Origin of the sequence: Parafrankia sp. EAN1pec, from assembly GCF_000018005.1 — a bacterium.
GTDB lineage: Bacteria > Actinomycetota > Actinomycetes > Frankiales > Frankiaceae > Parafrankia > Parafrankia soli.
In genome coordinates this window covers 1,402,506-1,425,916 of sequence record NC_009921.1, presented here as the reverse complement: position 1 = coordinate 1,425,916, position 23,411 = coordinate 1,402,506, and the positions used below count along the sequence as shown (strand labels likewise).

General features: G+C 73.6%; 17 protein-coding genes. All 17 read right to left on the bottom strand.

The genetic code is table 11. The features are described 5' to 3' along the window. Positions 1-101: 101 nt before the first annotated feature. The 17 genes from thyX to rimP all read right to left on the bottom strand — a co-directional run bounded on the left by thyX (position 102) and on the right by rimP (position 23,386). The gene (gene thyX, locus FRANEAN1_RS05885) at positions 102-836 is read right to left on the bottom strand and encodes an FAD-dependent thymidylate synthase (RefSeq protein ID WP_041255550.1); all 735 of its coding nucleotides are present in this window, start codon (positions 834-836) and stop codon (positions 102-104) included. 789 nt (positions 837-1,625) lie between these two features. After that, a complete protein-coding gene (gene hisS, locus FRANEAN1_RS05880; RefSeq protein WP_041255548.1) occupies positions 1,626-2,945 on the bottom strand; it encodes a histidine--tRNA ligase in 1,320 nt (439 codons plus the stop codon). Positions 2,946-3,168: 223 nt separating this feature from the next. Then, positions 3,169-5,817 (bottom strand): hypothetical protein, encoded by a 2,649-nt coding sequence (locus FRANEAN1_RS05875; protein ID WP_020458823.1) that lies wholly within the window; start codon positions 5,815-5,817, stop codon positions 3,169-3,171. A 95-nt stretch (positions 5,818-5,912) separates the two neighbouring features. Continuing rightward, the gene (locus FRANEAN1_RS05870) at positions 5,913-7,799 is read right to left on the bottom strand and encodes an Hsp70 family protein (protein WP_020458822.1); all 1,887 of its coding nucleotides are present in this window, start codon (positions 7,797-7,799) and stop codon (positions 5,913-5,915) included. Between the two features lie 104 nt (positions 7,800-7,903). Then, positions 7,904-8,647 (bottom strand): 4-hydroxy-tetrahydrodipicolinate reductase, encoded by a 744-nt coding sequence (gene dapB, locus FRANEAN1_RS05865; protein WP_020458821.1) that lies wholly within the window; start codon positions 8,645-8,647, stop codon positions 7,904-7,906. A 43-nt stretch (positions 8,648-8,690) separates the two neighbouring features. After that, on the bottom strand, positions 8,691-10,124 hold the full coding sequence (locus FRANEAN1_RS05860) for a pitrilysin family protein (protein WP_020458820.1): 1,434 nt from the start codon (positions 10,122-10,124) through the stop codon (positions 8,691-8,693). Positions 10,125-10,134: 10 nt separating this feature from the next. Then, the gene (locus tag FRANEAN1_RS05855; protein ID WP_020458819.1) at positions 10,135-12,324 is read right to left on the bottom strand and encodes a polyribonucleotide nucleotidyltransferase; all 2,190 of its coding nucleotides are present in this window, start codon (positions 12,322-12,324) and stop codon (positions 10,135-10,137) included. Between the two features lie 246 nt (positions 12,325-12,570). Beyond that, positions 12,571-12,840 carry a 30S ribosomal protein S15 gene (gene rpsO / locus FRANEAN1_RS05850; protein WP_020458818.1) on the bottom strand — a complete coding sequence of 90 codons (270 nt, stop codon included), beginning with the start codon at positions 12,838-12,840 and terminating at the stop codon, positions 12,571-12,573. A gap of 315 nt (positions 12,841-13,155) precedes the next feature. After that, positions 13,156-14,085, bottom strand: coding sequence for a bifunctional riboflavin kinase/FAD synthetase (locus FRANEAN1_RS05845; RefSeq protein ID WP_020458817.1), 930 nt, complete (start codon positions 14,083-14,085; stop codon positions 13,156-13,158). A 178-nt stretch (positions 14,086-14,263) separates the two neighbouring features. Next, a complete protein-coding gene (truB, locus tag FRANEAN1_RS05840) occupies positions 14,264-15,205 on the bottom strand; it encodes a tRNA pseudouridine(55) synthase TruB (protein WP_020458816.1) in 942 nt (313 codons plus the stop codon). A gap of 8 nt (positions 15,206-15,213) precedes the next feature. Continuing rightward, a complete protein-coding gene (locus FRANEAN1_RS05835; protein WP_020458815.1) occupies positions 15,214-16,308 on the bottom strand; it encodes a bifunctional oligoribonuclease/PAP phosphatase NrnA in 1,095 nt (364 codons plus the stop codon). Then, complete coding sequence (gene rbfA / locus FRANEAN1_RS05830) at positions 16,305-16,874, bottom strand: 30S ribosome-binding factor RbfA (protein WP_020458814.1); 570 nt, start codon at positions 16,872-16,874, stop codon at positions 16,305-16,307. Before rbfA ends, FRANEAN1_RS05835 begins: the two co-directional genes overlap by 4 nt. A gap of 281 nt (positions 16,875-17,155) precedes the next feature. After that, positions 17,156-17,485, bottom strand: coding sequence for a DUF503 domain-containing protein (locus FRANEAN1_RS05825; protein ID WP_020458813.1), 330 nt, complete (start codon positions 17,483-17,485; stop codon positions 17,156-17,158). 77 nt (positions 17,486-17,562) lie between these two features. Further along, positions 17,563-20,703: a translation initiation factor IF-2 gene (gene infB, locus FRANEAN1_RS05820; RefSeq protein WP_020458812.1), complete on the bottom strand. Its 3,141-nt coding sequence runs from the start codon at positions 20,701-20,703 to the stop codon at positions 17,563-17,565. A gap of 232 nt (positions 20,704-20,935) precedes the next feature. Next, entirely contained in the window at positions 20,936-21,343 is a 408-nt protein-coding gene (locus tag FRANEAN1_RS43050) for a YlxR family protein (protein ID WP_020458811.1), read from the bottom strand. A gap of 34 nt (positions 21,344-21,377) precedes the next feature. Beyond that, a complete protein-coding gene (gene nusA, locus FRANEAN1_RS05810; RefSeq protein WP_020458810.1) occupies positions 21,378-22,463 on the bottom strand; it encodes a transcription termination factor NusA in 1,086 nt (361 codons plus the stop codon). Beyond that, positions 22,460-23,386 (bottom strand): ribosome maturation factor RimP, encoded by a 927-nt coding sequence (gene rimP, locus FRANEAN1_RS05805; protein ID WP_020458809.1) that lies wholly within the window; start codon positions 23,384-23,386, stop codon positions 22,460-22,462. The genes nusA and rimP overlap by 4 nt, the downstream gene beginning before the upstream one ends. Positions 23,387-23,411 lie beyond the last annotated feature (25 nt).

Here is a 23,411-nt window from a genome sequence, read left to right as displayed (position 1 = left end):
CGGCATGGACGGACATGGGCGGCATGGTCCAGCGCGGACGGCGGGACGGGTTCCGGCGCGCCCGGAACGGGCCCGCCCGGCTTCGTCAGCCCCGGCCTGGGTCAGCCCTCGCCGACCAGCGGGCTGGAAGCCACCTCCGTGCCGTCGTCGAGGGTGGTCACCCGGAAGTCCGCGAAGACGTTCGGTGCCACATCCCGCAGGGCGCGCAGCGCGGCGATCGCCAGCCCACGGATCTCGACGTCGGCGTGCTCACTGGCCCGCATCGCGATGAAGTGCCGCCAGGCGCGGTAGTTGCCGGTGACGACGATCCTGGTCTCGGTGGCGTTCATCAGCGCCGAACGGGCCGCCTGACGAGCCTGCTTGCGGCGCGAGGTCGGCGCGGACACGTCGGCGAACCGCTTCTCGAGACCCTCCAGCAGCCGCGCGTACGCGTCCATGGACGCGGCGGCCGCCTCGGTGAACAGGGCGTGCAACTCGGGGTCGGAGGCGATCACCTCGGGCTCGACGACGGCCGCATCGTGCTCGGGGACGTAGCGCTGGGAGAGCTGGCTGTAGGAGAAGTGCCGGTGCCGGACGAGCTCGTGGGTCAGGCTCCGGGAGACACCGGTGATGTACAGCGAGACCGTTCCGTGCTCGAGCACCGACAGGTGGCCGACGTCGAGGATGTGCCGCAGGTAGCCGGCGTTCGTCGCCGTCGCCGGGTTCGGCTTGTTCCAGCTCTGGTAGCAGGCGCGACCGGCGAACTCCGCGAGCGCCTGGCCACCCTCGGCGTCGGTGCTCCACGGGACGTCGTCCGGCGGGAGGAACTCCGTTCGGGCTATGACCTGGACCTTCATCCGGGCCGCCACGGGGCCGGGGCTCGGCTCGTCGAGCTGCTCCAGCCCGGCGGTCTCGTCGATCTCGTCAGGCACTCCGACCTCCACCACAGCGACCTCCACCGTCTCCGCTCGTGGACGTCCGCGCAGCCGGACCGTGTTCGCGCCAGCCGTGTTCACGCGCCGGACCGCGCCCGTGCGGCCAGACCGTGCTCACGCACCGATCGCCTGCGCGCAGCCGCGGCGTGCGCACTCAGCCGGAGCGTGAGCACGCGGTCGGCGACGTCCAAACCGCTCGGCGCGGGACTCGAGCGGCTGCGCCCCACGGTATCGGCTCCACCCACGCCATCCGGAAGCAGCATCGACGGAGCCCCGACGAGAAACCAACCCACACCCGCCGGCCGGCATCGGCATGCACCGGACCGGTTACGTTCGAACCGCCCAACCGGCCCGTGTCGTCACCCACTTACCCGTCCGGTGACCCGTCCGGAACACAGCGGTGGCACTGGCGACGCACCGTGGTACACCGGATGTGGGCGCCTCGCCACAGTCGGCGAGGGGTCCGGTGCCCGCCCGAGTGACGCGGTCCGGCCGGGGGTCTCCGCCCCCGTCAGCTCCCGGCCGGTCCCGCGCCGCGGCGGGCACCGTGTCTCCCACGCGGCCGCGACTGCCGACCGGCCCGTCTCCCGCGCCGCCGGCCGACGGCGCGGCCGCGTGGCGCTCGGCGCCTACCGTGAATCGCGCGGGGCCGTGCGGTGCTCGCGCGGGGCCGTGCGGTGCTGTGTCGGCCGTGCGGTGCCGTGTCGGCCGTCAGCCCGCGGGTGTCCACGCCGTCGGGTCGGCCGGGCCCTGGTCGCCGGTGGCCATGTCCTTCACCTCGTGCGGGCGGTCGTCGGCGAACGGCGGGAACCAGACGTGCCCGATGCCCTTGCGTGAGGCGTACCTGATCTGCTTCGCCAGCTTGTCGGCCTGGTGGTAGGTCTCCACGTTGAGGCCGCGGCCGCGCAGCAGCCGGGCGGTCGCGAGCGCCTCGGCGCGGCGCTCGTCGCTCGGGATCACCATGAGCACCTGGGCCGGGCTGGACGGGCCCGCGCCGATGAGGCCGTCCGCGACAAGCTTGGCGAAGATGCGGGTGAGACCGATCGAGATCCCGACACCGGGGAGGTTGCGCCGGATGAAGGTGCCCGCGAGGTCGTCGTACCGGCCACCGGAGCAGATGCTGCCGTACCCGGGCGCATCGACGAATTTGGCCTCGTAGACGGTGCCGGTGTAGTAGTCCAGGCCGCGGGCGATCGACAGGTCGGCCACGACGGCGCCCGCCGGCAGGTCGGCCAGGTCGTCCAGCACCCGGGCCAGCTCGTCGAGCCCTTCCGTCAGGAGCTCGGACTTGACCCCGAGCCGGCCGATCTCGTCGATGACACCGGCGTCGGAGCCCCGGACCTGGGCCAGGTCGAGGCAGGCGCGCGCCTGCTCGGCCGTGAGCCCGACCGGCCCCGTCAGCAGCGCCTCGACCCCGCGCGCGCCGATCTTGTCGATCTTGTCCGCGGCGCGGATGACGGCGAGCGGGTCACCGATACCGAGCCCCTCGTAGAACCCCTGCAGGATCTTGCGGTTGTTGATGTTCAACGTCCAGGACGGGACGGCGAGCGTCGTGAGGACCTCGTGCACGATCCGGGGCAGCTCGGCGTCGAAGTGCAGCGGGACGTTGTCGACGTTGATGACGTCGATGTCACACTGAGTGAACTCCCGGAACCGGCCCTCCTGCGGCCGCTCGCCCCGCCACACCCGCTGGATCTGGTAGCGCTTGAACGGGAAGACCAGGTCGTTGAAGTGGGCGGCGACGTACCGGGCGAACGGCACGGTCAGGTCGAAGTGCAGGCCGAGGCGCGCGCTGTCGTCGTCGTCCTCTGCCTGCAGGCGGCGCAGGGTGTAGACCTCCTGCGACGTCTCGCCCTTGGCCATCAGGGCCTCGAGGGCCTCCACCGACGGGGTCTCCACGGAGCAGAACCCGTACCGCTCGAAGGTGGCGCGGATGGTGTCGAGCCAGCGGAGCTCGACCATCCGGACGTCGGGAAGCCACTCGGGGAACCCGCTGACCGGGGTGGGACGGACTATCGGTGCGTCGGCCATGGCCGGGACAAACTCCTCGTTCTCGACACTGTTGCGTGCGCGCGCCTGGGCGAGGCGCACTCATCGGACCCTGAGAGCGCGGCGATCACCGATGTCGAGACAGGAGAAGCACGATCGAAACCATACAACGCCGCCCGCGGGTCCCTCCGGACGGCGAGCGGTGCAGCCACCGGGTCGCACCGGCCGGTCTGGCTCCGGCGCTCCCCCGGTGGCCGCGCGACCTCTATGTGGTCCTCTCGGGCCCCTGGTTGCTCCCGGCGACGCCCGCGGCCGCTGCCCCGGCGCCCCCGTGCGGCTCCGGGCCGACCACCGTCAGCCCACCGGCGGGATCGACCAGGCACCGTCCGGCCGCCGTGCCCGCGACGACCAGCTCACCGCGGACCCGCACGCACGCGAAGAGCGCGACATGCAGTGGACGGACGGCCGGCAGCAGGAAGCCACCATCGATGTCATAGCGGGTGTTGGTCACCTTGCGCGTGGTGGAGCCGAGCTCCTGCGCGCCGGCCGGAGGCAGGTCCGCCCGCGCCGTGACCATCATCTCCGTGCAGCCGACCGGCCAGGTCCAGCACAGACGCCCGTCGACCATCCGCAGGTCGGGCACGGGCCCCACGTCGTCGGCCGCGGTGTGCGGCCCCGGCGGCGGCACCGCGAACAACGGCAGCCCGGACGGCGGCCCGGCATCGACGCGCGCAGCGGATTCGGCGTGCGCCCCGGGCTCGACGCGCCGCCCAGGCTCGACGTGCCCGCCGGATTCAGCGTGTGCCCCGGGCGTGGCAGTGGGAACGAGGGTGGGAGTCGGGCTCGGCCAGCGGGCCGGGCGCGACCAGGCGCCGTCGATCCCGGCGATCACCTCGTACTCGGGGATCGACGCGCCGCGGAAGACACCGCCGTCCTCGATGGTGGTGGCCGAGGTGACCCCGACCGCGCGCGAGTTGCCGTCCGCGGTGATCCGGCGGATCCGGTAGCGGGCCTCGCCGGGGGTGGTCGTCGGCCGCCAGCTGATCACCACGGAGGCGCCGTCCCACCGGGCGGCCACGCCGCTCGGCGGCTCGACGACGCGCTCGGCCTCCGCGGTCCGGCCGGCCTCGACCCGCTGCCCGGACGGCTGACCCGCCAGTTGTCCGGCCGGTTGTCCGGCCGGCGGCCCGCCCGGCCGGTTGGAAGCCGGGAGCGGATCGGCACCGGATCCCACCGCTGCTGCCGCGTCCGAGGCCGCCGTCGCGGTCGACGCCGACGCCGACGCCGAGGGCTGCGGCTGCGGCTGCGGGTCGCCGGATGAGGAGGTCCCCGCCAGCTCCTGTGCCTCGTCGTGGTCCGCGGCGAGGGCCAGGGCTTCGCGGGCGAGCCGGATCCGTTCCGGGCCGGACTGCGCCCGGGCCCGCCGGACGAGGTCATCCGCCTGGGCGCACCGAGCCTGGGCCGCCGCGCGCACCTCGTCAAGGACGCGTCCGTCGGGGCCCGGCACGTCCGCGCCGAGGCGGGCCAGCTCGTCGGCGAGACGGACCACCGCGTGCTGGCGGTTGGCGGCGAGCTCCGCGACGATCGCGCGCCAGCGCTCGCCGGCCGCCCGGATGGCGCGCTCCACCTCGTCGCCGACCGCCCGGATCGGGGGCAATGTCTCCCCGGCGATCTCACGGGCGCGGGTGATCTCGTCGCTGGCGGCGATCGGGCGGCCGGCACGCAGCGCGGCCCGCGCCCGGGAGAGCGCGCTCTGCCAGTCGGCGGCACGCACCGGCTCCGGACGCCCGGTCTCAGAACGCACCGGCACCGGGTTGACCGGCGACGGGCCGCCCCGACCACCGCTCCCCGGACCGTCGCCCGCGTCGCCGTCGAAGGCCGCGCCCGTGGACGGCCCACCGGCGGGCGAGCCGGCCCCCGACCGCGGGGTGTGCGCCACGACCGGGGCGTCCACGCCGTGCTCGCGGGCGAGGTCGGCGACGACCGCGCGCGCCCGGCCGGGGTCGAGGCCCTCCGTCTCGGCCGCCACGACGAGCTCGGCGGCGGCCGAGGGCAGCAGGCGGTCCTCGATGAGCACGGCGGTGGCGACCCGCGGGCGCAGCACAATCTTCACGGGTTCGACCAACGCGTCCAGATACGCCTCTGGGTCGCCGTCGACGAGCAGGGCCCGCACGGCGGTCAGCAGGTCGTCCAGCAGGGCCCGCCGCCGGTCCGGCCGGCGCTCGCGGTTGCGGGCGGCGGCGGCGTCGCGGACGGCCCTGATCTCCTCCCGGCTGGCGCCCGGCGCGATCCCCAGCAGGTCGAACAGGCTCCGCGGCGGGGTCACGCCCGCGATCCGGCCAAGCTCGTCGAGGTCGGCTCGCACCTGACGTATCACCTCGGCCGGGACGGGCCGGCGCGTCGACGTGGCGTCCGCCCGCTCGGGCGTGCCCGCGGGCAGCACCCGGTACCTGCGGGTGCGCAGCGCGAACGCGGCGTCGTCAACACCGTGCGCGGCGGCGAGGGCGCGCAGCCCGGCCAGCTTGTCCTCGGGGAGGCCGCCGAACCGGCTGACCAGCCGGCGGACGGCGGCGTCGAGCTCGGCGAAGCGCTCACCGTCGCGGGCCTCGCGCGCGGCGCCGACCCGGGCGGCGAGCTCGGTGCGGGAGGCGGCGGTGGCCAGCGCCGCGGACAGCTCGTCGTGCAGGCCCAGCAACGCGATGATCACACCCCGGTAGCGGGGGTGGTCCCGGCTGCGCTGCCAGAACGCCCAGACGGCGTCGACCCGCGCCCGGACCTGCTCATCGCTGAGCCGCGGGACCTCCTCGATCGGGATGTCGTAGAGCTCGAAGGGGTCGCTCTGCTCGGCGCCGCCGCGGGCATGCACGGCCGCGAGCACGCGCCGCCGGTAGTCGTTCGAGTCGAAGGGCAGCACCGTGGACTCCCTTTCCGTGACGCTCTCCGGCCGTTCTGTCCGGCGCCGGCCCCGCCCCCTCAGGGCTGACCGGCGCCACCAGCGCAGGGCGGCGGCTACGTCCAGCCGGGCGCGCCGGGCGAGCCGCCCAGCCCGCCGCGGTCGTCCCCGGGCCGGCCCTTGCGCAGCGGGTCTCCCCCGCCGCCCGCCCCGGACGGACCGCCACCGGACGGGCCGTCGTCGGACGGCCCGGAGCCGAAAGGCCCCTCACCCCGCTCACGCCGCGCCCGAGCGACCTGCTCCCGTTCGCGGGCGACGTCGGCCTGGCTCAGCGCCGCCGAGGTCTCCACCCGGACGGTCAGCGGCCGGTCGGCGAGCCCCTCGTGTCGTGCCGTCACCTCGAGGATGCCGTCAAAGCCCATCCGGAACATGATTTCAATCTGGGTTCCGGCGGGATAGCCCGGTGGGATTCCGGTGATCTCCGCCTCGGCGATGACCTTGTTGTCCCCGACCCGCGGCGACTCGACCCCGCCGGCCTGCTCCACCACGTAGACGGTCACCGTGTCCTGATCGTCACGTACCGTCCCGAACGGACGGCGGACCGCGACCGGTAGCCGGTCGTTGCGGTGTACCAGGAAGACCGCGCCCTGGTCGCCGAACCGGTTCAGCGCTAGCACTCCGAAGCCACGGGAGACCACGTTGACGACCTGGACCTCGACCGTCCGCCGGACCCGCTCGGCGGACAGCCCGAGGGCGTCGGCCAGCCGTCGGCACGCGGCATCAAGGTCCGCGGCGGCAGCGGTGTCGACGGCGGCGCCGTCCACGAGCTGGCCGCGGGTGACCAGGTCGGCCGCGACCATCCGCTCCAGCGCCTTCTTCTCGCCGTAGATCGCGGCGCCACGGGCGACGGCGAGATCCGGGTCGGTCAGCTCCACCGGGACGGACAGCTCCGCCGCCAGCCGCCGCGCCACCGCCGGCATCCGCGACGCCCCGCCGACGAGCAGCACCCGGTCGATCCCACGCACCCCGCGCTCCCGGGCCGCGTCGATCGCGGCCCGGGTCAGCGTGACGGTGCGGTCGAGCAGGCCGGCGGTAAGGCGCTCCAGCTCGTCGCGGGTGAGCGTGATGTCCAGCGACCTGCCGCTGTGGCTGACCGTCACCACCGTGGACGTCGCCTCGGTCAGCTCCAGGCGGGCGCGCTCGGCGGCGAGCTGCAGCTCCTGCGCCGCCTCGCCGTCGTCGAGCGGGTCGTCGGCCTCGGGATGGGCCTCGAGGAAGCGGTCGGAGAGGAACAGCACGATCTTCTCGTCCCAGTCGGCCCCGCCGAGCTGGTGATCACCGTCGGTGGCGACGACGGACACCCTGCGGTCGGCCAGCTCGACGATGGTGACGTCGAACGTCCCGCCGCCGAGGTCGTAGACGAGCGCGACCTCCTCGGCGATCGTGCCCGGGCCCGTGAGCGTCCGGCGGCTGCCGACCTCGAAGCGGGCGAATCCGTAGGACAGCGCGGCGGCGGTGGGCTCGTTGATGACGTCCACGACGTTCAGGCCGGCGTACTCGCCGGCGAGCACCGTGGCGCGCCGCTCCTCGTCACCGAAGTAGGCGGGGACGGTGATCACGACGTCCCGGACGGGCTCGCCGGTGGTCAGGCCGGCGTCCGAGACGAGCGCCTTGAGGATCAGCCCGCTCACCGCCGGGGCGGACCAGGCGGCGCCGTGCGTCACGAACCGCCAGTCGCCGTCACCCATCCGCCGTTTGACCAGGGCGCACACGTCGTCGGGACGGGCTCGCGCCAGGCGGCGCGCGGTCTCGCCGGTGATGTAGTCGTCCTGGCCGACGAACAGGACGACGCTCGGCAGGGTCCGCGACCCGTCCATCAACGGAATGATCTCGGGGTCCCCGGCGCCGGAGACCCGCGCCAGGCAACTGAAAGTCGTCCCGAGATCGATGCCGAAGACCGTGCCGGTGTTCGGCCCCGCCCGCCCGCCCGCTTGTCGCACCACACCCGAAACCTATCCATCCGGGTAGTGCCGGACTGCTACCGGACCGGGTGACGGGTTGACGACACCGGTGTCCGGGAGGTGATCAGGCCCGGTTCGGGAGGTGGTCAGCCGAGGTCGAGCAACGGCTCCAGGCCGACCGTCAGCCCCGGGCGGGCGGCCACCTCGCGCACCGCCAGCAGGACCCCGGGCATGAAGGACGCCCGGTCCAGCGAGTCGTGACGGATCGTCAGCGTCTCGCCCGCCCCACCGAGCAGCACCTCCTGGTGGGCGACGAGCCCACCGAGGCGGACGGCGTGCACCGGTACACCCGAAACCCGCGCCCCGCGCGCCCCGTCCAGGGCGGAGGTGGTCGCGTCGGGACCGGCGGCGGGCAGCCCGGCCGAGGCGCGGGCCGCGGCGATCAGCTCGGCGGTGCGCCGCGCCGTCCCACTGGGGGCGTCGGCCTTGCCCGGGTGGTGCAGTTCGACGATCTCCACCGACTCGAAGTACGGCGCCGCGCGGGCGGCGAACATCATCATCAGGACGGCGGCGATCCCGAAGTTGGGCGCCACCAGCACACCCACCGACGGCTCGGCGGCGAGCCAGCCGCGCAGTGCCGCGAAGCGGGCGTCGTCGAAACCGGTGGTCCCGACGACGGCGTGAACGCGGTTCTCCACAGCCCAGCGCAGGTTGTCCATGACCGCGTCGGGATGGGTGAAGTCGACCACGACGTCGGCCTTCGCCGCCGGCGAGCGGTCGTCGCCGGCGTCGACCTCGGCCACCAGCTCCAGGTCGGGCGCCGCGCGGACGGCGTCGCAGACGGTCGTGCCCATCCGGCCACGGGCTCCGAGCACCCCGACGCCGATCATCCCGTGCCCTCCACGTGTCCGGTACCGCCAGCGGCCGCGCGGGTCACCGCGCTACGGCCGCGCTGAAGTCGTGGTCCTCGAACGGGCCGATGACGCCGAGCGCCCACGGCTGGTCGACCAGCTCGCCGGCGACGGCCCGCACGTCGTCGAGTGTGACGGCCTCGACCCGGGCGAGCACCTCGTCGACCGAGAGCAGCTCGCCGTGGACGAGCTCGCTCTTGCCGAGCCGGCTCATCCGCGACCCGGTGTCCTCCAGGTTGAGCACCAGGCCGCCGCGGTTCTGGCCGCGGGCCCGCTCGAGCTCCTCCGCGGTGATGCCGTGCTCGGCGATCCGGTGCACCTGCTCGCGGCAGATCTCCAGCACCTCGTCGGCGCGCCCCGGGGTACAGCCCGCGTAGACGCCGAACAGCCCGGCGTCGGCGAACTGGTTGTCGAAGGAGTACACGGAGTAGGCCAGCCCGCGCTTCTCCCGCACCTCCTGGAACAGCCGCGAGCTCATCCCGCCACCGAGGGCCGTCGACAGCACGCCGAGCGCGTACCGGCGCGGGTCGTGCCGGGACAGGCCGGCCGTGCCGAGCACCACGTGGGCCTGCTCGGTCGGCCGGTTGGTGACGACGATGCCCGGCGGCGGCGGGAACGGGTACTCGCCGCGGCGCACCTCCTGGTGCCGGGCGGGCCCGGTGAGCCGGTCGGCGAACGCGGCCACCACCCGGTCCAGGGCGTGGTCGTGCTCGATGTTGCCGGCGATCGAGACGACCAGCGCGGGCGGGGCGTACCGCTCGCGGTAGTAGTCGAAGACCGTCTCCCGGCCGAGCGCCTCGATGGTGTCGACCGTGCCGAGCACCGGTCGCCCCAGGACGGAGGAGCCGAGGACGGCGTCGGCGAAGACGTCGTGCACGACGTCGCCGGGGTCGTCCTCGTGCATGGCGATCTCCTCGAGGATCACGCCCCGCTCGGCCTCGACGTCGTCCGCGGTCACCAGCGAGTTGGCGACCATGTCACAGACGACGTCGATGGCCAGGTCCATGTCCACGTCGAGCACCCGCGCGTAGTAGCAGGTGTACTCCTTGGCGGTGAAGGCGTTGAGATCACCGCCGACGGCCTCGATGGAGGCGCTGATCGACAGGGCGTCCCGGCTCGGGGTGCCCTTGAACAGCAGGTGCTCCAGGTAGTGCGAGCAGCCACCGGTGAGCGGCGTCTCGTCCCGCGAGCCGACGCCCACCCAGATCCCGATCGCCACCGACCGGACCCCGGGGACCTTCTCCGTGACGACCCGCAGGCCGCCCGGCAGCACCGTGCGGCGCACGGCCCCGGCGAGCAGGACCTCGGAACCGGGACCCGCCGCGAGAAGCTCGGCCACCCGGGCCGGGCGCGGGCCGGAGGCGTGCTCCGGCCCGGCCAGGCCCGGGGTGCGGTCGTTCGAGGTGCGACCGTCCGAGGTGCGGTCGTCCGAGGTGGACAGATCCGTCTCCGTCACTGCGCTCCTGTCAGGATCCGGCGCTTACGGTGTCGATGGACTCCGCGCCCGGCGCGAGGCTGATCTTGCCGCGGGCGTCGATCTCGGTGATCTCCACCTGGAGCTTCTGGCCCACCGACAGCACGTCCTCGACCTTTTCGACGCGCTTGCCGCCGGCGAGCTGCTTGAGCTTGCTGACGTGCAGCAGGCCGTCCTTGCCGGGCGTCAGCGAGACGAAGGCTCCGAAGTTCGTGATCTTCACGATGGTACCGAGGTAGCGCTCGCCGACCTCGGGCATCTGCGGGTTCGCGATCGCGTTGATCGCGGAGCGGGCGGTCTCGGCCGCCGGCCCGTCGGCGGCACCGATGTAGATCGTGCCGTCGTCCTCGACGGTGATCTCCGCACCGGAGTCCGCCTGGATCTGGTTGATCATCTTGCCCTTGGGCCCGATGACCTCGCCGATCTTGTCAACGGGGATCTTCACGGAGATGACCCGCGGGGCGTGCGCGGACATCTCGTCCGGCCCGCCGATGGCCTCGGCCATCACCTCGAGGATCGTCAGCCGGGCCGCCCGCGCCTGCTGCAGCGCGCCGGCGAGCACCGACGCCGGGATGCCGTCGAGCTTGGTGTCCAGCTGCAGGGCGGTCACGAACTCCTGCGTGCCGGCGACCTTGAAGTCCATGTCGCCGTAGGCGTCCTCTGCCCCGAGGATGTCGGTCAGGGTGACGAAGGCGTCGCCCTCCCGGATCAGGCCCATCGCGATGCCCGCGACCGGGGCCTTCAGCGGCACACCGGCGTTCAGCAGCGACAGCGTGCTCGCGCAGACCGAGCCCATGCTCGTCGAGCCGTTGGAGCTCAGCGCCTCGGAGACCTGGCGGATCGCGTAGGGGAACTCCTCGCGGCTGGGCAGCACCGGCAGCAGCGCCCGCTCCGCGAGCGCGCCGTGGCCGATCTCGCGCCGCTTCGGCGAGCCCACCCGGCCGGTCTCACCGGTGGAGTACGGCGGGAAGTTGTAGTTGTGCATGTACCGCTTGGTGCGGTCCGGGTTGAGCGTGTCGACGGTCTGCTCCATCCGGAGCATCGCCAGCGTCGTGACGCCGAGGATCTGCGTCTCGCCCCGTTCGAACAGCGCCGAGCCGTGCACCCGCGGGATGTAGTCGACCTCGGCCGACAGCTCGCGGATCTCGGTCGTGGAACGCCCGTCGATGCGCACACCGTCGGTGACGATGCGCGAGCGGACCAGCTTCTTGGTCAGCGCCCGGTAGGCCGGGCTGATCTCCTTGTCGCGGCCCTCGAACTGGCCGGACACCTTCTCCACGGCCAGCGCCCGGACCCGCTCCAGCTCGGTCTCGCGCTCGGCCTTGCCGGCGATGCGCAGTGCCGCCGCAAGCTCCTCGCCGACCGCCGCCGTCAGGGTCTCCAGCACGTCGTCGTGGTAGTCGATGAACAGCGGGAACTCGCGCTGCGGCTTCGCCGCGCCCGCGGCCAGCTCGCTCTGCGCCCGGCACAGCTCGCGGATGGCCGGCTTGGCGGCCTCCAGGCCCGCGGCGACGACCTCCTCGGTCGGCGCCGGCGCGCCACCGGCCACCAGGGCCACCGTGCCCGGCGTCGCCTCCGCCTCGACCATCATGATCGCGACGTCGGAGCCGTCCTCGAGCACCCGGCCGGCCACGACCATGTCGAAGGTCGCCCGCTCCAGCTCGCTGTGCGTCGGGAAGGCGATCCAGTCGCCGTCGACGTAGCCGACCCGGGTGGCGCCGATCGGCCCGCTGAAGGGCAGCCCGGCCAGCATCGTCGACGCGCTCGCCGCGTTGATCGCGACCACGTCGTACAGGGTGTCGGGGTCGAGGGCGAGCACGGTCGCCACGACCTGGATCTCGTTGCGCAGCCCCTTGGCGAACGACGGCCGCAACGGCCGGTCGATGAGCCGGCAGGTGAGGATCGCGTCCTCACTGGGGCGGCCCTCGCGGCGGAAGAACGAGCCGGGGATGCGCCCGGCCGCGTACATCCGCTCCTCGACGTCCACCGTCAGGGGGAAGAAGTCCAGCTGCTCCTTCGGCGAGCGGCTGACCGTCGTCGCCGAGAGGACCATCGTGTCGCCGAGGTGGGCGACGACCGCGCCAGCGGCCTGCCTGGCCAGCCGGCCGGTCTCGAAACGGACCGTGCGGGCCCCGGTCGGGGTCGTGATGACGGCCTCTGCCGCCTGTGTCGAGTCGTCCACTCGATACTCCATCCTCATCGTGGGCCGTGCCCGCGCCATGGAGGATGCCGGTGCTCAGTCGAAGTCTCCGGGCGGCACCGACGGCGCTCGTCCCGGCGGCCACGACCGAGGACCGGCGGCTCATGCCGCGCGGACCCGGCTGGGTCCTGCCGGCCGCCGGCGGCCATTCGCCGCCGGCGGCCCGGCACACCGGTATCTACCCCCGATGTGCCGGAGGGAGCGCCACCGGGGCGCTCCCTCTCCTGACTATCGGCGCAGACCGAGTCGCTCGATCAGTGCGCGGTAACGGTTGATGTCCGTCTTCGCCAGGTAGTTCAGCAACCGCCGGCGGCGCCCGACGAGCAGGAGCAGCCCGCGCCGGCTGTGGTGGTCGTGCTTGTGGACCTTCAGGTGCTCCGTCAGGTCACTGATGCGACGGGTCAGCATCGCGACCTGTACCTCGGGCGAGCCGGTGTCCCGGTCGACCGTGGCGTAGTCCGACATGATCTTCTGCTTGACGTCGCCAGAGAGCGGCACGCTCCACCTCGTTCCTCATCCGGGACGGCGCGCGCTCGGGGTCTGCATCACCCGAGCCTCCTGCCGGTGTACGCCGTCGGCCGTGGCTCCACCGCCGGCGACCGCCCGGGAACATCGACCTTCGCCGAATCTCCCGACCACCGCCGAGCCTCAGCGACCACTGAGCGTCAACACCTGCGCACGAGCGTCAACACCTGCGAACATCAGCAACCGCCACGAGCCAACCACCGGCACGCCGTCACCGGACACACCGCTCCCGCTTGAAGGGGAAGCTTATCAACCCCGGGAGACCCGCCCCGGCGCGGACGCGTTGTGTCAGACGGGGAGCGTGGCCGCGCGGGTGGCGTCGACGTCCCGCGCCATCTGCAGGACGAGCTCGTCGACCGAGTCGAAGCGCAGCGTCGGGCGCAGCCGGTGGGTGAACTCGTAGACCATGTACTCGCCGTAGAGGTCGCCGTCGAAGTCGAGCAGGAACGCCTCGACCCGGCGGTCGCGGCCCTCGAAGGTCGGGTTGGTGCCGATCGAGATCGCGGCCGCCCGCCGCTGGCCGGACCACCGCGCGAAGCCCGCGTACACCCCGTCGCCGGGAACCGCCGCCCACGGCGTGCACTGCAGGTTCGCCGTCGGGTAGCCGATCAGCCGGCCACGCGCGTCCCCGTGCACCACCACGCCCTCGACCCGGTGCGGCCGGCCGAGGGCCGCCGCGGCGCCCTCGACGTCGCCGTCGGCCACCCGCCGGCGGATCGCCGTCGAGGAGAGCACCTGCTCGTCCGCGTGGACGAGGCCGATCCCCTCCACGGTGAAGCCCTCGGAACGGCCGCCGCGGGCCAGCGTCTCCACGTTCCCCAGGGCGCGGTGGCCGTAGGTGAAGTTCTCCCCCACGACCACGCCGGTCGCGCGCAGCTGCCCGGCGACGATCTCGTGGACGAAGTCCTCGGCGGTCATCCGGCTGAAGTCGAGGGTGAACGGGGCGACGCACAGCGCGTCGACGCCGACGGCCTCGAGCAGCTCGGCCTTGTGCCGCAGGGTCGTCAGCAGCGCGGGATGGGTGCCGGGGCGCAGGACCTCCGCCGGGTGCGGGTCGAACGTCACCACGGCCGCCTGCTGCCCGCGCTCGCGCGCCAGCTCCACCGCCCGGCCGATGATCCGCCGGTGCCCGAGGTGGACGCCGTCGAAGAAGCCAATGGTGATGATTCCTCCCGGCCAGTCGTCCGGGATGTTCTCCACTCCGCGCCAACGTCGCACCTGCCGAAGCCTAGGGCATCACGAGTCGATCTACGATCGCGATCCGGGCGGCCACGACGGCGGCCGATCCGGGCGCCGTCGACGGACCCGCGCCTGATGCGCACGCCGGGTGGACGCACCGGGTCCGCACACCGACGGAACACCAGGTGAGTGCGGGTGACACAGCGCAGGCGGGGTGCTACGCGGGCGCGAAGACGACGATCGGGCGGGCCACGCCGTCCCGTTCCTCGAACAGCGCGAGGAGCGCTCCGTCCGGCCCGAACACGCCGTACGGCCCCGGGCTGCCGAGCATGGGCAGCCGCCGCCCGTAGGCGACGTCCCGGGCCTGCTCCCCGTCCACGTCGCGGCGCGGGAAGGTCGCCGCCACCGCTGCCCCCAGCGGCACGACGGCCGCGTTCGCGGCCTCGGCGAGCGCGTCGAGGGTCACCGCCTCGGCCAGCCCGAACGGCCCGACCTCGGTGCGCCGCAGCGCGGTGAGGTGGGCGCCGCAGCCCAGCGCGGCCCCCAGATCCCGGGCGAGCGCGCGGATGTACGTCCCGCTCGAGCAGGCGACGACGACGTCCAGGTCGGTCTCGCCGCGCCGGGCGAGCAGCTCGAACCGGCCGACGGTGACCCGCCGCGGCGCGAGCGTCACCTCCTCGCCGGCCCGGACCCGGTCGTAGGCCCGCACCCCGGCGACCTTCACCGCGCTGACACTGGACGGGACCTGGTCGATCTCCCCGGTCAGCTCCGCCATCGCCGCTGCGAGCGGGCCGGCGCCGACATCGACCGGGCGGTCCGCCACCGGGTCGCCCTCGGCGTCGTCCGTCGTGGTGGTGCGGCCGAGCCGGATCGTGGCCTCGTACACCTTGGCGGTCAGCGCCAGTCGGCCGAGCAGGCGGGTTCCTCGGCCGACGCCGAGCACGAGCACACCGGTCGCCATCGGGTCCAGGGTGCCGGCGTGGCCGATGCGGCGGGTGCCCAGCAGGCGCCGGGACCGCGCGACGACGTCGTGCGACGTCCAGCCGGCGGGCTTGTCCACGACGACGAGGCCGTCGACGGCCGCGGGACGCTCGGCCGCCGTGGGACGTCCGGCCGCCGTGGGACGTCCGGCCGCCGTGGGACGTTCAGAAGAAGGCACGGGAGGGATCACCCGGCGAGGCGGGGAGCGCGGGTGAGCTCCTCGCGGAAGACACGCATCACGGTCTCCAGCGGCGCCGACGACGAGATGCCGGCCGCGAAGCGGTGCCCGCCGCCACCGAGCGCGGTGCAGACCGCTCCGACGTCCACCGCCCCCTTGGAGCGGACCGACATCTTCCAGACGTCGCCGTCCTGCTTGCAGACGACGGCGACCTCGGCCTCGGACACCGTGCGGACGGTGTCGATGACCGCCTCGATCTCGTCGTAGCCGATGCCCGCCACCCGCAGGTCGGCCTCGGTGCACCAGGTCCAGATGAGGTCGAACTCGGGTTCGAGGCGGGCGCGTTCCAGCGCCTGCCCGAGCAGCTTGAGGTAGCCGAAACGGTGCGTGTCCCACAGGGTCCGGCCGATCAGGTCGTGCCGGATGCCGGTCGCCAGCAGGCGGGCGGCCAGCTCGTGGACGGCCGGTGTCGTGGCAGCGAACCGGAACGAGCCGGTGTCGGTGACCAGCCCGGTGTAGACCGCGGCGGCGATGTCCTGGTCGAGCTCGACACCGAGCGCGTCGATGATGCGCACCACCATGACGCTGGTGGACGCCGCTTCGATGTCGACGACGTTGATGTCGCCGAACAGGGTGTTCGAGGCGTGGTGGTCGACGACGATGCAGCGCGGCACCGCGAGTCGGCGGGCCAGGCAGCCCAGGCGCTCCTCGCTGCCCGCGTCCAGGGTCACCACCAGCTCCGGGCTGTCGCCGAGGTCACCGGGCGCGACGAGCAGGTCCTGGCCCGGCAGGAAGCGCAGAGTCCGGGGCACGACGAACGGGTCGGCATCGAACGAGACCCGCGGGGACGCGCCGAGGCGGCGCAGCGCCAGCCCGAGCGCGATCGCCGACCCGAGGCTGTCGCCGTCCGGGTTGACGTGCGCGAGCAGGAGGATCCCCCCGCCCGAGTCGACCGCGCCGCGCAGCGCCCGCACCGCCTCGGCCAGGCTCTCGGCGGCGTGCCGCGACGCGAGCTGGACCGCGGTGGGCGCCGAGGCGCCGCCCGACCCTCCGACTGAAGCCGGGCGACCGTCGGACTCCGTACCCGTGGACATGACCGTCATGACGCCGACTCCTGCCGGGCGACTGTGGTGTCCCCACCGGCCTGCGGTCCGTCACCGCCGAACCCGTCACCGAATCCGTCAGTGAGACCGTCGCCGGGCCCGGCATCCGCCAGGGCGTCGAGCGGGTCGCCGTCGAGCTCGTCGGCGTCCCGGGGGCGCCGGTAGGGATCGGGCTCGCCGGCGGGCGTCGCGTCCTGGCGCACCCGGGCGAGCTCCTCGTCGCGCCGGCGAGCGACGTCGAGCAGGTCCTCCAGGTGCCGCGCGTCGTCCGGCAGCCGGTCGTGCACGAACGTCAACGTCGGGGTGACCTTGATCCCGGTCGCCCGGCCCACCTGGCTGCGCAGCATGCCCTTGGCGGACTCCAGCGCGGCGGCGGACGCCTGCCGTGCCACGTCGTCGCCGTAGACCGTGTAGAAGACCGTCGCGTCCATCAGGTCCGGGGTGACCCGCGCGTCGGTGATCGTCACCATCCCCAGCCGGGGGTCCTTCACACCGCGTTCCAGCGTGGACGCGACGACCTCACGGATCCGCACCGCCAACCGGCGCGCACGAGCCGGATCAGCCACCGTCCACCTCCCTCGTCGCCCGGTCGACCCGGGTGGCGGACACCACGGTGCCCGGCCGAACCGGTCGACACCTCACTGTTTCTGCCCTTGCTGTTGTCCCTGCTCGGTGCCCCTGCTCGGTGCCCCTGCACCGTGCCCCTGGCCCGCGTGCCGGGCACCCTTGTTCCGTGTACCCCGCGGGAGCGGCGATGCGCCCGCGACGCGAGCCGGCCGGGCTGAGCAGCTCGGGGCTGCGCGGCTCGGCGGCGCTGGGTCACGCACACCGGACACCGATCCGCCAATTACGGCAAAATCACCTCAGGATGGGTCATGTCGTCGGCGTCGTCCTCGGAGAGGTACCGTACTCGCGCCGAGAGGATCTCCAACTCCGGCCGCCGTGCGACGAGCTCCTCGCACGCGCCGAGGACCGCCGCGCAGTGCGCGCGGTCCGCGGCGACCACCGCGACCCCGATCTCCACGCGGCGGTGCAGGTCCAGGCCGCCGGTCTCCGCGGCGCTGACCGCGAACCGCCGGCGCAGCTCGGCGACCACCGGCCGGACGACCGACCGCTTCTCCTTCAGGGAATGGATATCCCCGAGGAGGATGTCCAGCGTCAGGCTCCCGATCCACATGATCGTCTCCCGCCAGGACGCCCGGCGCACCGGGGCCGGCCGGAATGGTCATCCGGCCGGCCCCAGGCGTTTCGGGGTCAGGTGCGGGGAACCTCCCGCTGCTCGAAGGTCTCGATCACGTCATCGACCTTGATGTCGTTGAACGAGCCGAGCCCGATACCGCACTCGTAGCCCTCGCGGACCTCGGTCGCGTCGTCCTTGAACCGCTTGAGCGACTCGACGGTGAGGTTGTCCGCGACCACGACGCCGTCCCGGATGAGGCGGGCCTTGGTGTTGCGGCGGATGATGCCGGACCGGACCAGCGAACCGGCGACGTTGCCCACCCGCGGTACGCGGAAGACCTCGCGCACCTCGGCGGTGCCGAGCTGCGCCTCCTCGTACACCGGCTTGAGCATGCCCTTGAGAGCGTTCTCGATGTCCTCGATGGCCTGGTAGATCACCGAGTAGTAGCGGACCTCGACGCCCTCGCGGTCGGCCAGCTCCGTCGCCTTGCCCTGCGGCCGGACGTTGAAGCCGATGATGACCGCGTCGGAGGCCGACGCCAGCATGACGTTGGTCTCGGTGATCGCGCCGACACCGCGGTCGATGATCCGAAGACCCACCTCGTCGCCCACGTCGATCTTGAGCAGGGCGTCCTCGAGGGCCTCCACCGAACCGGAGACGTCGCCCTTGAGGATGAGGTTGAGCTGGGTCTTCTCGCCCTCCTTCATCCGCTCGAGGATCGTCTCGAGCGTCGGACGGCCACGGCTCAGCGCCAGCTCGGCGTTGCGCTCGCGGGCCTGCCGGCGCTCGGCGATCTGGCGGGCGACCCGGTCCTCCGGCACAACCAGGAAGTTGTCGCCGGCGTCGGGGACGCTGGTGAAACCGAGGACCTGCACCGGCCGCGCCGGCCCCGCCTCGGACACCTGGGCGCCGTTCTCGTCGAGCATCGCCCGGACGCGGCCGAAGGCCTCGCCGGCGACGACCGAGTCACCGATACGCAGCGTGCCACGCTGGACGAGCACCGTGGCCACCGGGCCGCGACCGCGGTCGAGACGACCTTCGATCGCGACGCCCTGAGCCTCGGTACCGGTCGGGGCGCGCAGGTCGAGCGAGGCGTCGGCGGTCAGGATGACCGCCTCCGTCAGCTCGTCGATGCCCGTCCGGTTGCGGGCCGAGACGTCGACGAACATCGTGTCGCCGCCGTACTCCTCCGCGACCAGGCCGTACTCGGTGAGCTGGCCGCGGACCTTCGCCGGGTCCGCGCCCTCCTTGTCGACCTTGTTCACTGCCACCACGATCGGCACGTTGGCCGCCTGCGCGTGGTTCAGCGCCTCGATCGTCTGCGGCTTCACACCGTCGTCGGCGGCCACCACCAGGACCACGATGTCCGTCACCTGCGCACCACGGGCACGCATCGCGGTGAAGGTCTCGTGGCCCGGGGTGTCGATGAAGGTGATCGGGCGCTCGGTCCCGTCCACGACCGCACGAACCTGGTAGGCGCCGATGTGCTGGGTGATGCCACCGGCCTCGCCGCCGACGACGTCCGTGGACCGGATCGCGTCGAGCAGCTTCGTCTTGCCGTGGTCGACGTGACCCATGACGGTCACCACCGGCGGACGGGCCGACAGCTCGACGTCGTCGGCGTAGTCGCCGCCGAAGGACAGGTCGAAGCTCTCCAGCAGCTCCTTGTCCTCGTCCTCGGGGCTGACGATCTGGACCTCGTAGCCCAGGGTCACACCGAGCAGCTGCAGGGTCTCGTCCGTGCAGGACTGCGTCGCCGTGACCATCTCGCCGAGCTGGGTGAAGACCACCTGGACGAGGGCACCGGGGTTCGCGTCGATCTTGTCCGCGAAGTCGGCGAGCGACGCGCCACGCGGCAGCCGGATCGCCTGCCCGTTACCGCGCGGGACCATCGCCCCCATGCGCGGCGCCTCGAGCCCGCTCTCCCATTCCTGCCGCTTCGCGCGCTTGGACTTGCGCTGCCGGCCGGGACGCCCACGGCCACCAGGACCGAAGGCACCCGCCGTCGTCCCGCCGCGACCACGGCCACCGGCGGCCGGACGACCGCCGCCACCGGGACCGCCGCCACCGGGACGACCCGGAGCGCCACCGCCGCCACCGGGACGGCCGGGGGCTCCCCCACGGGGAGCGAACCCACCGCCACCGGGACGCGGGCCACCGCCACCGCCACCGGGACGGCCGGGGCCGCCACCGCCACCGGGGCGGCCCGGGGCGCCACCCGCCGGACGGGGCTGGAACATGTTCGAGTTCGGCCGCGGGCCACCGGAGCCGCCCGGACGCGGGGGCATCTGGCCCGGGGTCGGCCGGGGACCGCCGGAGCCGCCCGGACGCGGGGGCATCTGCCCCGGCGACGGACGCTGGCCACCGGGCCCACCCGGACGCGGACCGCCCGGACGCGGACCGCCCGGACGCGGCGCGCCGGGACGCGGCGGTGCCGAGGGGGAACCACCCTGACCGGACGCGGCACGCGGGCCGGCCGCCGGGGAGGTGTAGGGGTTGTTACCGGGCGCGGCCGGCCGCGGGCCGGGCCGGGGCCCGGGACGCGGGCCGCCGCCGGGGCCACCAGGACCACCGGGGCCGCCGGTACGCGGACGACCCGGCGCGGCGGGACCCGGGCGCGGGCCACCGGGAGTCGGCCGCTGCGGTGCGGCCGGCGGCGTGGCGGCCGTCGGGGCCGAGGTGATCGGAGCCGGGGCGGGAGCCGAGGGTGCCGGGGCGGGAGCCGAGGGTGCCGGGGCCGGCGCCGCGGCGGATGCCGCGGCCGCGGCGGGGCGCGGAGCCTGCGACGGCTGCGGCGCCACCGGCTGGGACTGGGGCGGCTGGGTCTGAGCCGGCTGGGACTGGGGCGCGGCCGTCGGGGTGGACGGGCGCGATGCCCCGGGCAGCGGGGCCGGACCGGGGCGACCGGGAACCGGACGGCCACCAGGGCCGGGCCGGGGACCGGTGCCGGAACCTGGGCCGGGACGGCCGATGGCGGGCCCCGGACGGGGCGGCGGCATCGGTCGTGCGCCGTTGCCCGGACGACCGCCGGGACGCGAGGACGGAGCGGAGCCTTCCGCGGGGAAGGCCTCCTTCAGTTTCCGAACCACGGGTGCCTCGACTGTGGACGAGGCGGACTTCACGAACTCACCGAGATCCTTGAGCTTGGCGAGCACGGTCTTGCTGTCGACGCCGAGCTCCTTCGCGAGCTCATGTACGCGGGCCTTTCCTGCCACGGTGCTCCTTCGTTCGGCCCGCGGTCCGTGCCCGCGTGACCTCGTTACCTGCCGGTCGTGATCATGGCTGCGTTCTCACTGCGCGGTCATCGCTGTCTCGACCTGCTTCCCTGTCGACGTCGATTTGGCGTCGCCTGCCGGCGCGAGCCGCTCGAACCGATCTCTCGGCCCTGGCCGCCGCTCCGCTGTCCCACCGGCCCCCGCGTCAGGACGTGCGGGCCGTACCACTGTTCTACATGCACATGTTGCGCGTGCGCTGTTCCAGGTGCGCTCTGACCTGCTTCAGCCCGAGCGGCCCCGCAACCCTGAGCGCCCGCGGGAACGCCTTGCGGCGCTCCGCGAGATCGACGCAAGCCAGATCGGGGTGCACATGGGCGCCCCGGCCAGGCATCCGACGGCGAACGTCCGGGAGGAGCTCCCCGCCGATTACGACGATACGCAACAGGCTCGACCGCGCCGCCCGGGTTCGACAACCGACACAGGTACGAATCGGTCCAGAGTCCTGGAGAGAACCCCGCTCGGCGTTCGAACGTGGTGCTCGGTCGGGGGTCACTCGAGGACTCGGGTCTGCAGGACGACTGAGCTCTGCAGGACGACTGGACTCTGCAAATCGACCCGGCAAAACGACTCGGCTCTGCATGGCAGTCGGCTCCGCACGGCGCGCCACATCAAGTCTATCCCGTTGCGCCCCGAGAGTGGCCGCCCGTTGCGGAGGACCTCCGGGGCCCGGTCCCCGTCCCCGGACGACGGGGGGCCTCCCCGGCCGGCCGCTCCGCGCGCGGCTCGCTACCCTCGGTGTCGGAGTGGATGTCGATCCGCCATCCGGTGAGCCGGGCGGCCAGCCGGGCGTTCTGCCCCTCCCGGCCGATCGCGAGCGAGAGCTGGTAGTCGGGAACGACCACCCGTGCCGAACGACTCGCCAGGTCGGTGACCTCCACCCGGGACACCCTGGCCGGCGAGAGCGCGCTGCCCACGAAGGACGCGGGATCCGCCGACCAGTCGACGATGTCGATCTTCTCGCCGTGCAGCTCCGCCATCACGGCGCGCACCCGGCTGCCCATCGGGCCGATGCAGGCGCCCTTCGGGTTCACCCCGGCCGCCTTCGAACGCACCGCGATCTTCGTGCGGTGACCGGCCTCGCGGGCGATCGCGGCGAGTTCGACCGTGCCGTCGGCGACCTCGGGCACCTCCAGCCGGAACAGGCCCTTCACCAGCTCGGGATGGGTCCGCGAGAGGGTGACCGTCGGGCCGTGCATCCCGCGGGCCACGTGCACCACATAGCACTTGATCCGGTCACCGTGCTCCAGGCGCTCGCCGGGAACCTGCTCGGCCGGGGGCAGCACGCCCTCCACCGTGCCGAGATCGACCAGCACGACGCGGGAACCGGCCCGCTGCTCGTGATGTTGGACCACGCCCGAGACCACCTCGTGCTCGCGGTCGGCGTACTGGCCGTAGGTGACCTCCTGCTGGGCCTCGCGCAGGCGCTGCATGATGACCTGCTTGGCGGTCATCGTGGCGATCCGACCGAAGTCCGCCGGGGTGTCGTCCCACTCGCGGGACGTCCCGTCCGGGCCGCTCTCCCGCGCAAAGACCGCGACCTCGCCGCTGGTCCGGTCGATCACCACCCGAGCGTCGTCGGCGGATCCGGTGGTGTGCTTGTAGGCGGTCAACAACGCGGTCTCGATCGCCTCGACGAGCGTGTCGAAGGCGATCTCCTTCTCGCGCTCGATTCCCCGCAGCGCAGCGACGTCGAGCTTCACCGGTTCATCTCCTTGCCGGTCCGGCCGATCAGGCCCGCTTCCGTGTCCACGGCACCATGATCTTCCACTACCTCGTCCGCCGCCGACCCGGCGGGGGCGCCACCGCCGGCGGCGCCGTACTCGTCCTCATCGTCCTCGTCCTCGAGACCGTCGTCGTCCTCGAGACCCTCGTCGAGATCGACATCGCTCTCGGCGCCAAGGCCGAGGTCTGCGCCGGCGGGGAGCTCGGCACCGGCGGGGAGCTCGGCACCGGCATCGGCGTCAACATCGGTGTCGCCGTCGGCGTCGGTCGCCGACCCGAACTCGACCTGAACCGCCGCGCGTGCCACGGTCGCGTAGACCACCCGCTCGATCCGCCGGCGCACGGGACGTCCACGCCGGGCCGGGGCCGTCGGCACCGCCAGATCGGCGCCCTCGTCGTCGGCGGAGAGCACCCGGCCCTCGACCTCGACGCCGTCCGCCCGGCGGACCACCACCAGCCGGCCGACCGCGCGACGCCAGTGCCGCGGCTCCACCAGCGGCCGGTCGACCCCGGGCGAGGTCACCTCGAGCACGTAGGCCCCGGAGATCGGGCTCGCGCCCGAGCCACCCGCGGCGCCACCGCTGCCACCGGTACCGCCAGCACCGTCGGTGCCGATGTCCTCGCCGTCCAGGACCGCCGAGACGAGCCGGCTGGCGTCCGCGACGGCGTCGAGATCGATGCCGCCGTCCCGGTCCACGACGACGCGGACCACGCTGCGTGCCCCGGCCCGCGTGACGGAGACGTCCTCAAGGTCGAAGCCGGCTGTCGTCAGACTGGGCTCCAGGCGGCGGCGCAGCTCCGCACGCACCGCGTCCGCGGCGGCCCGCGCTCCGCCCGTGCGCCGGGACGGCGCCGTCGACCGACGGACCCCCGCCCGGCCGGACTCTCCCGCCCTAGCCACCTCGCCCGTTCCTTCCCGCGCCGAC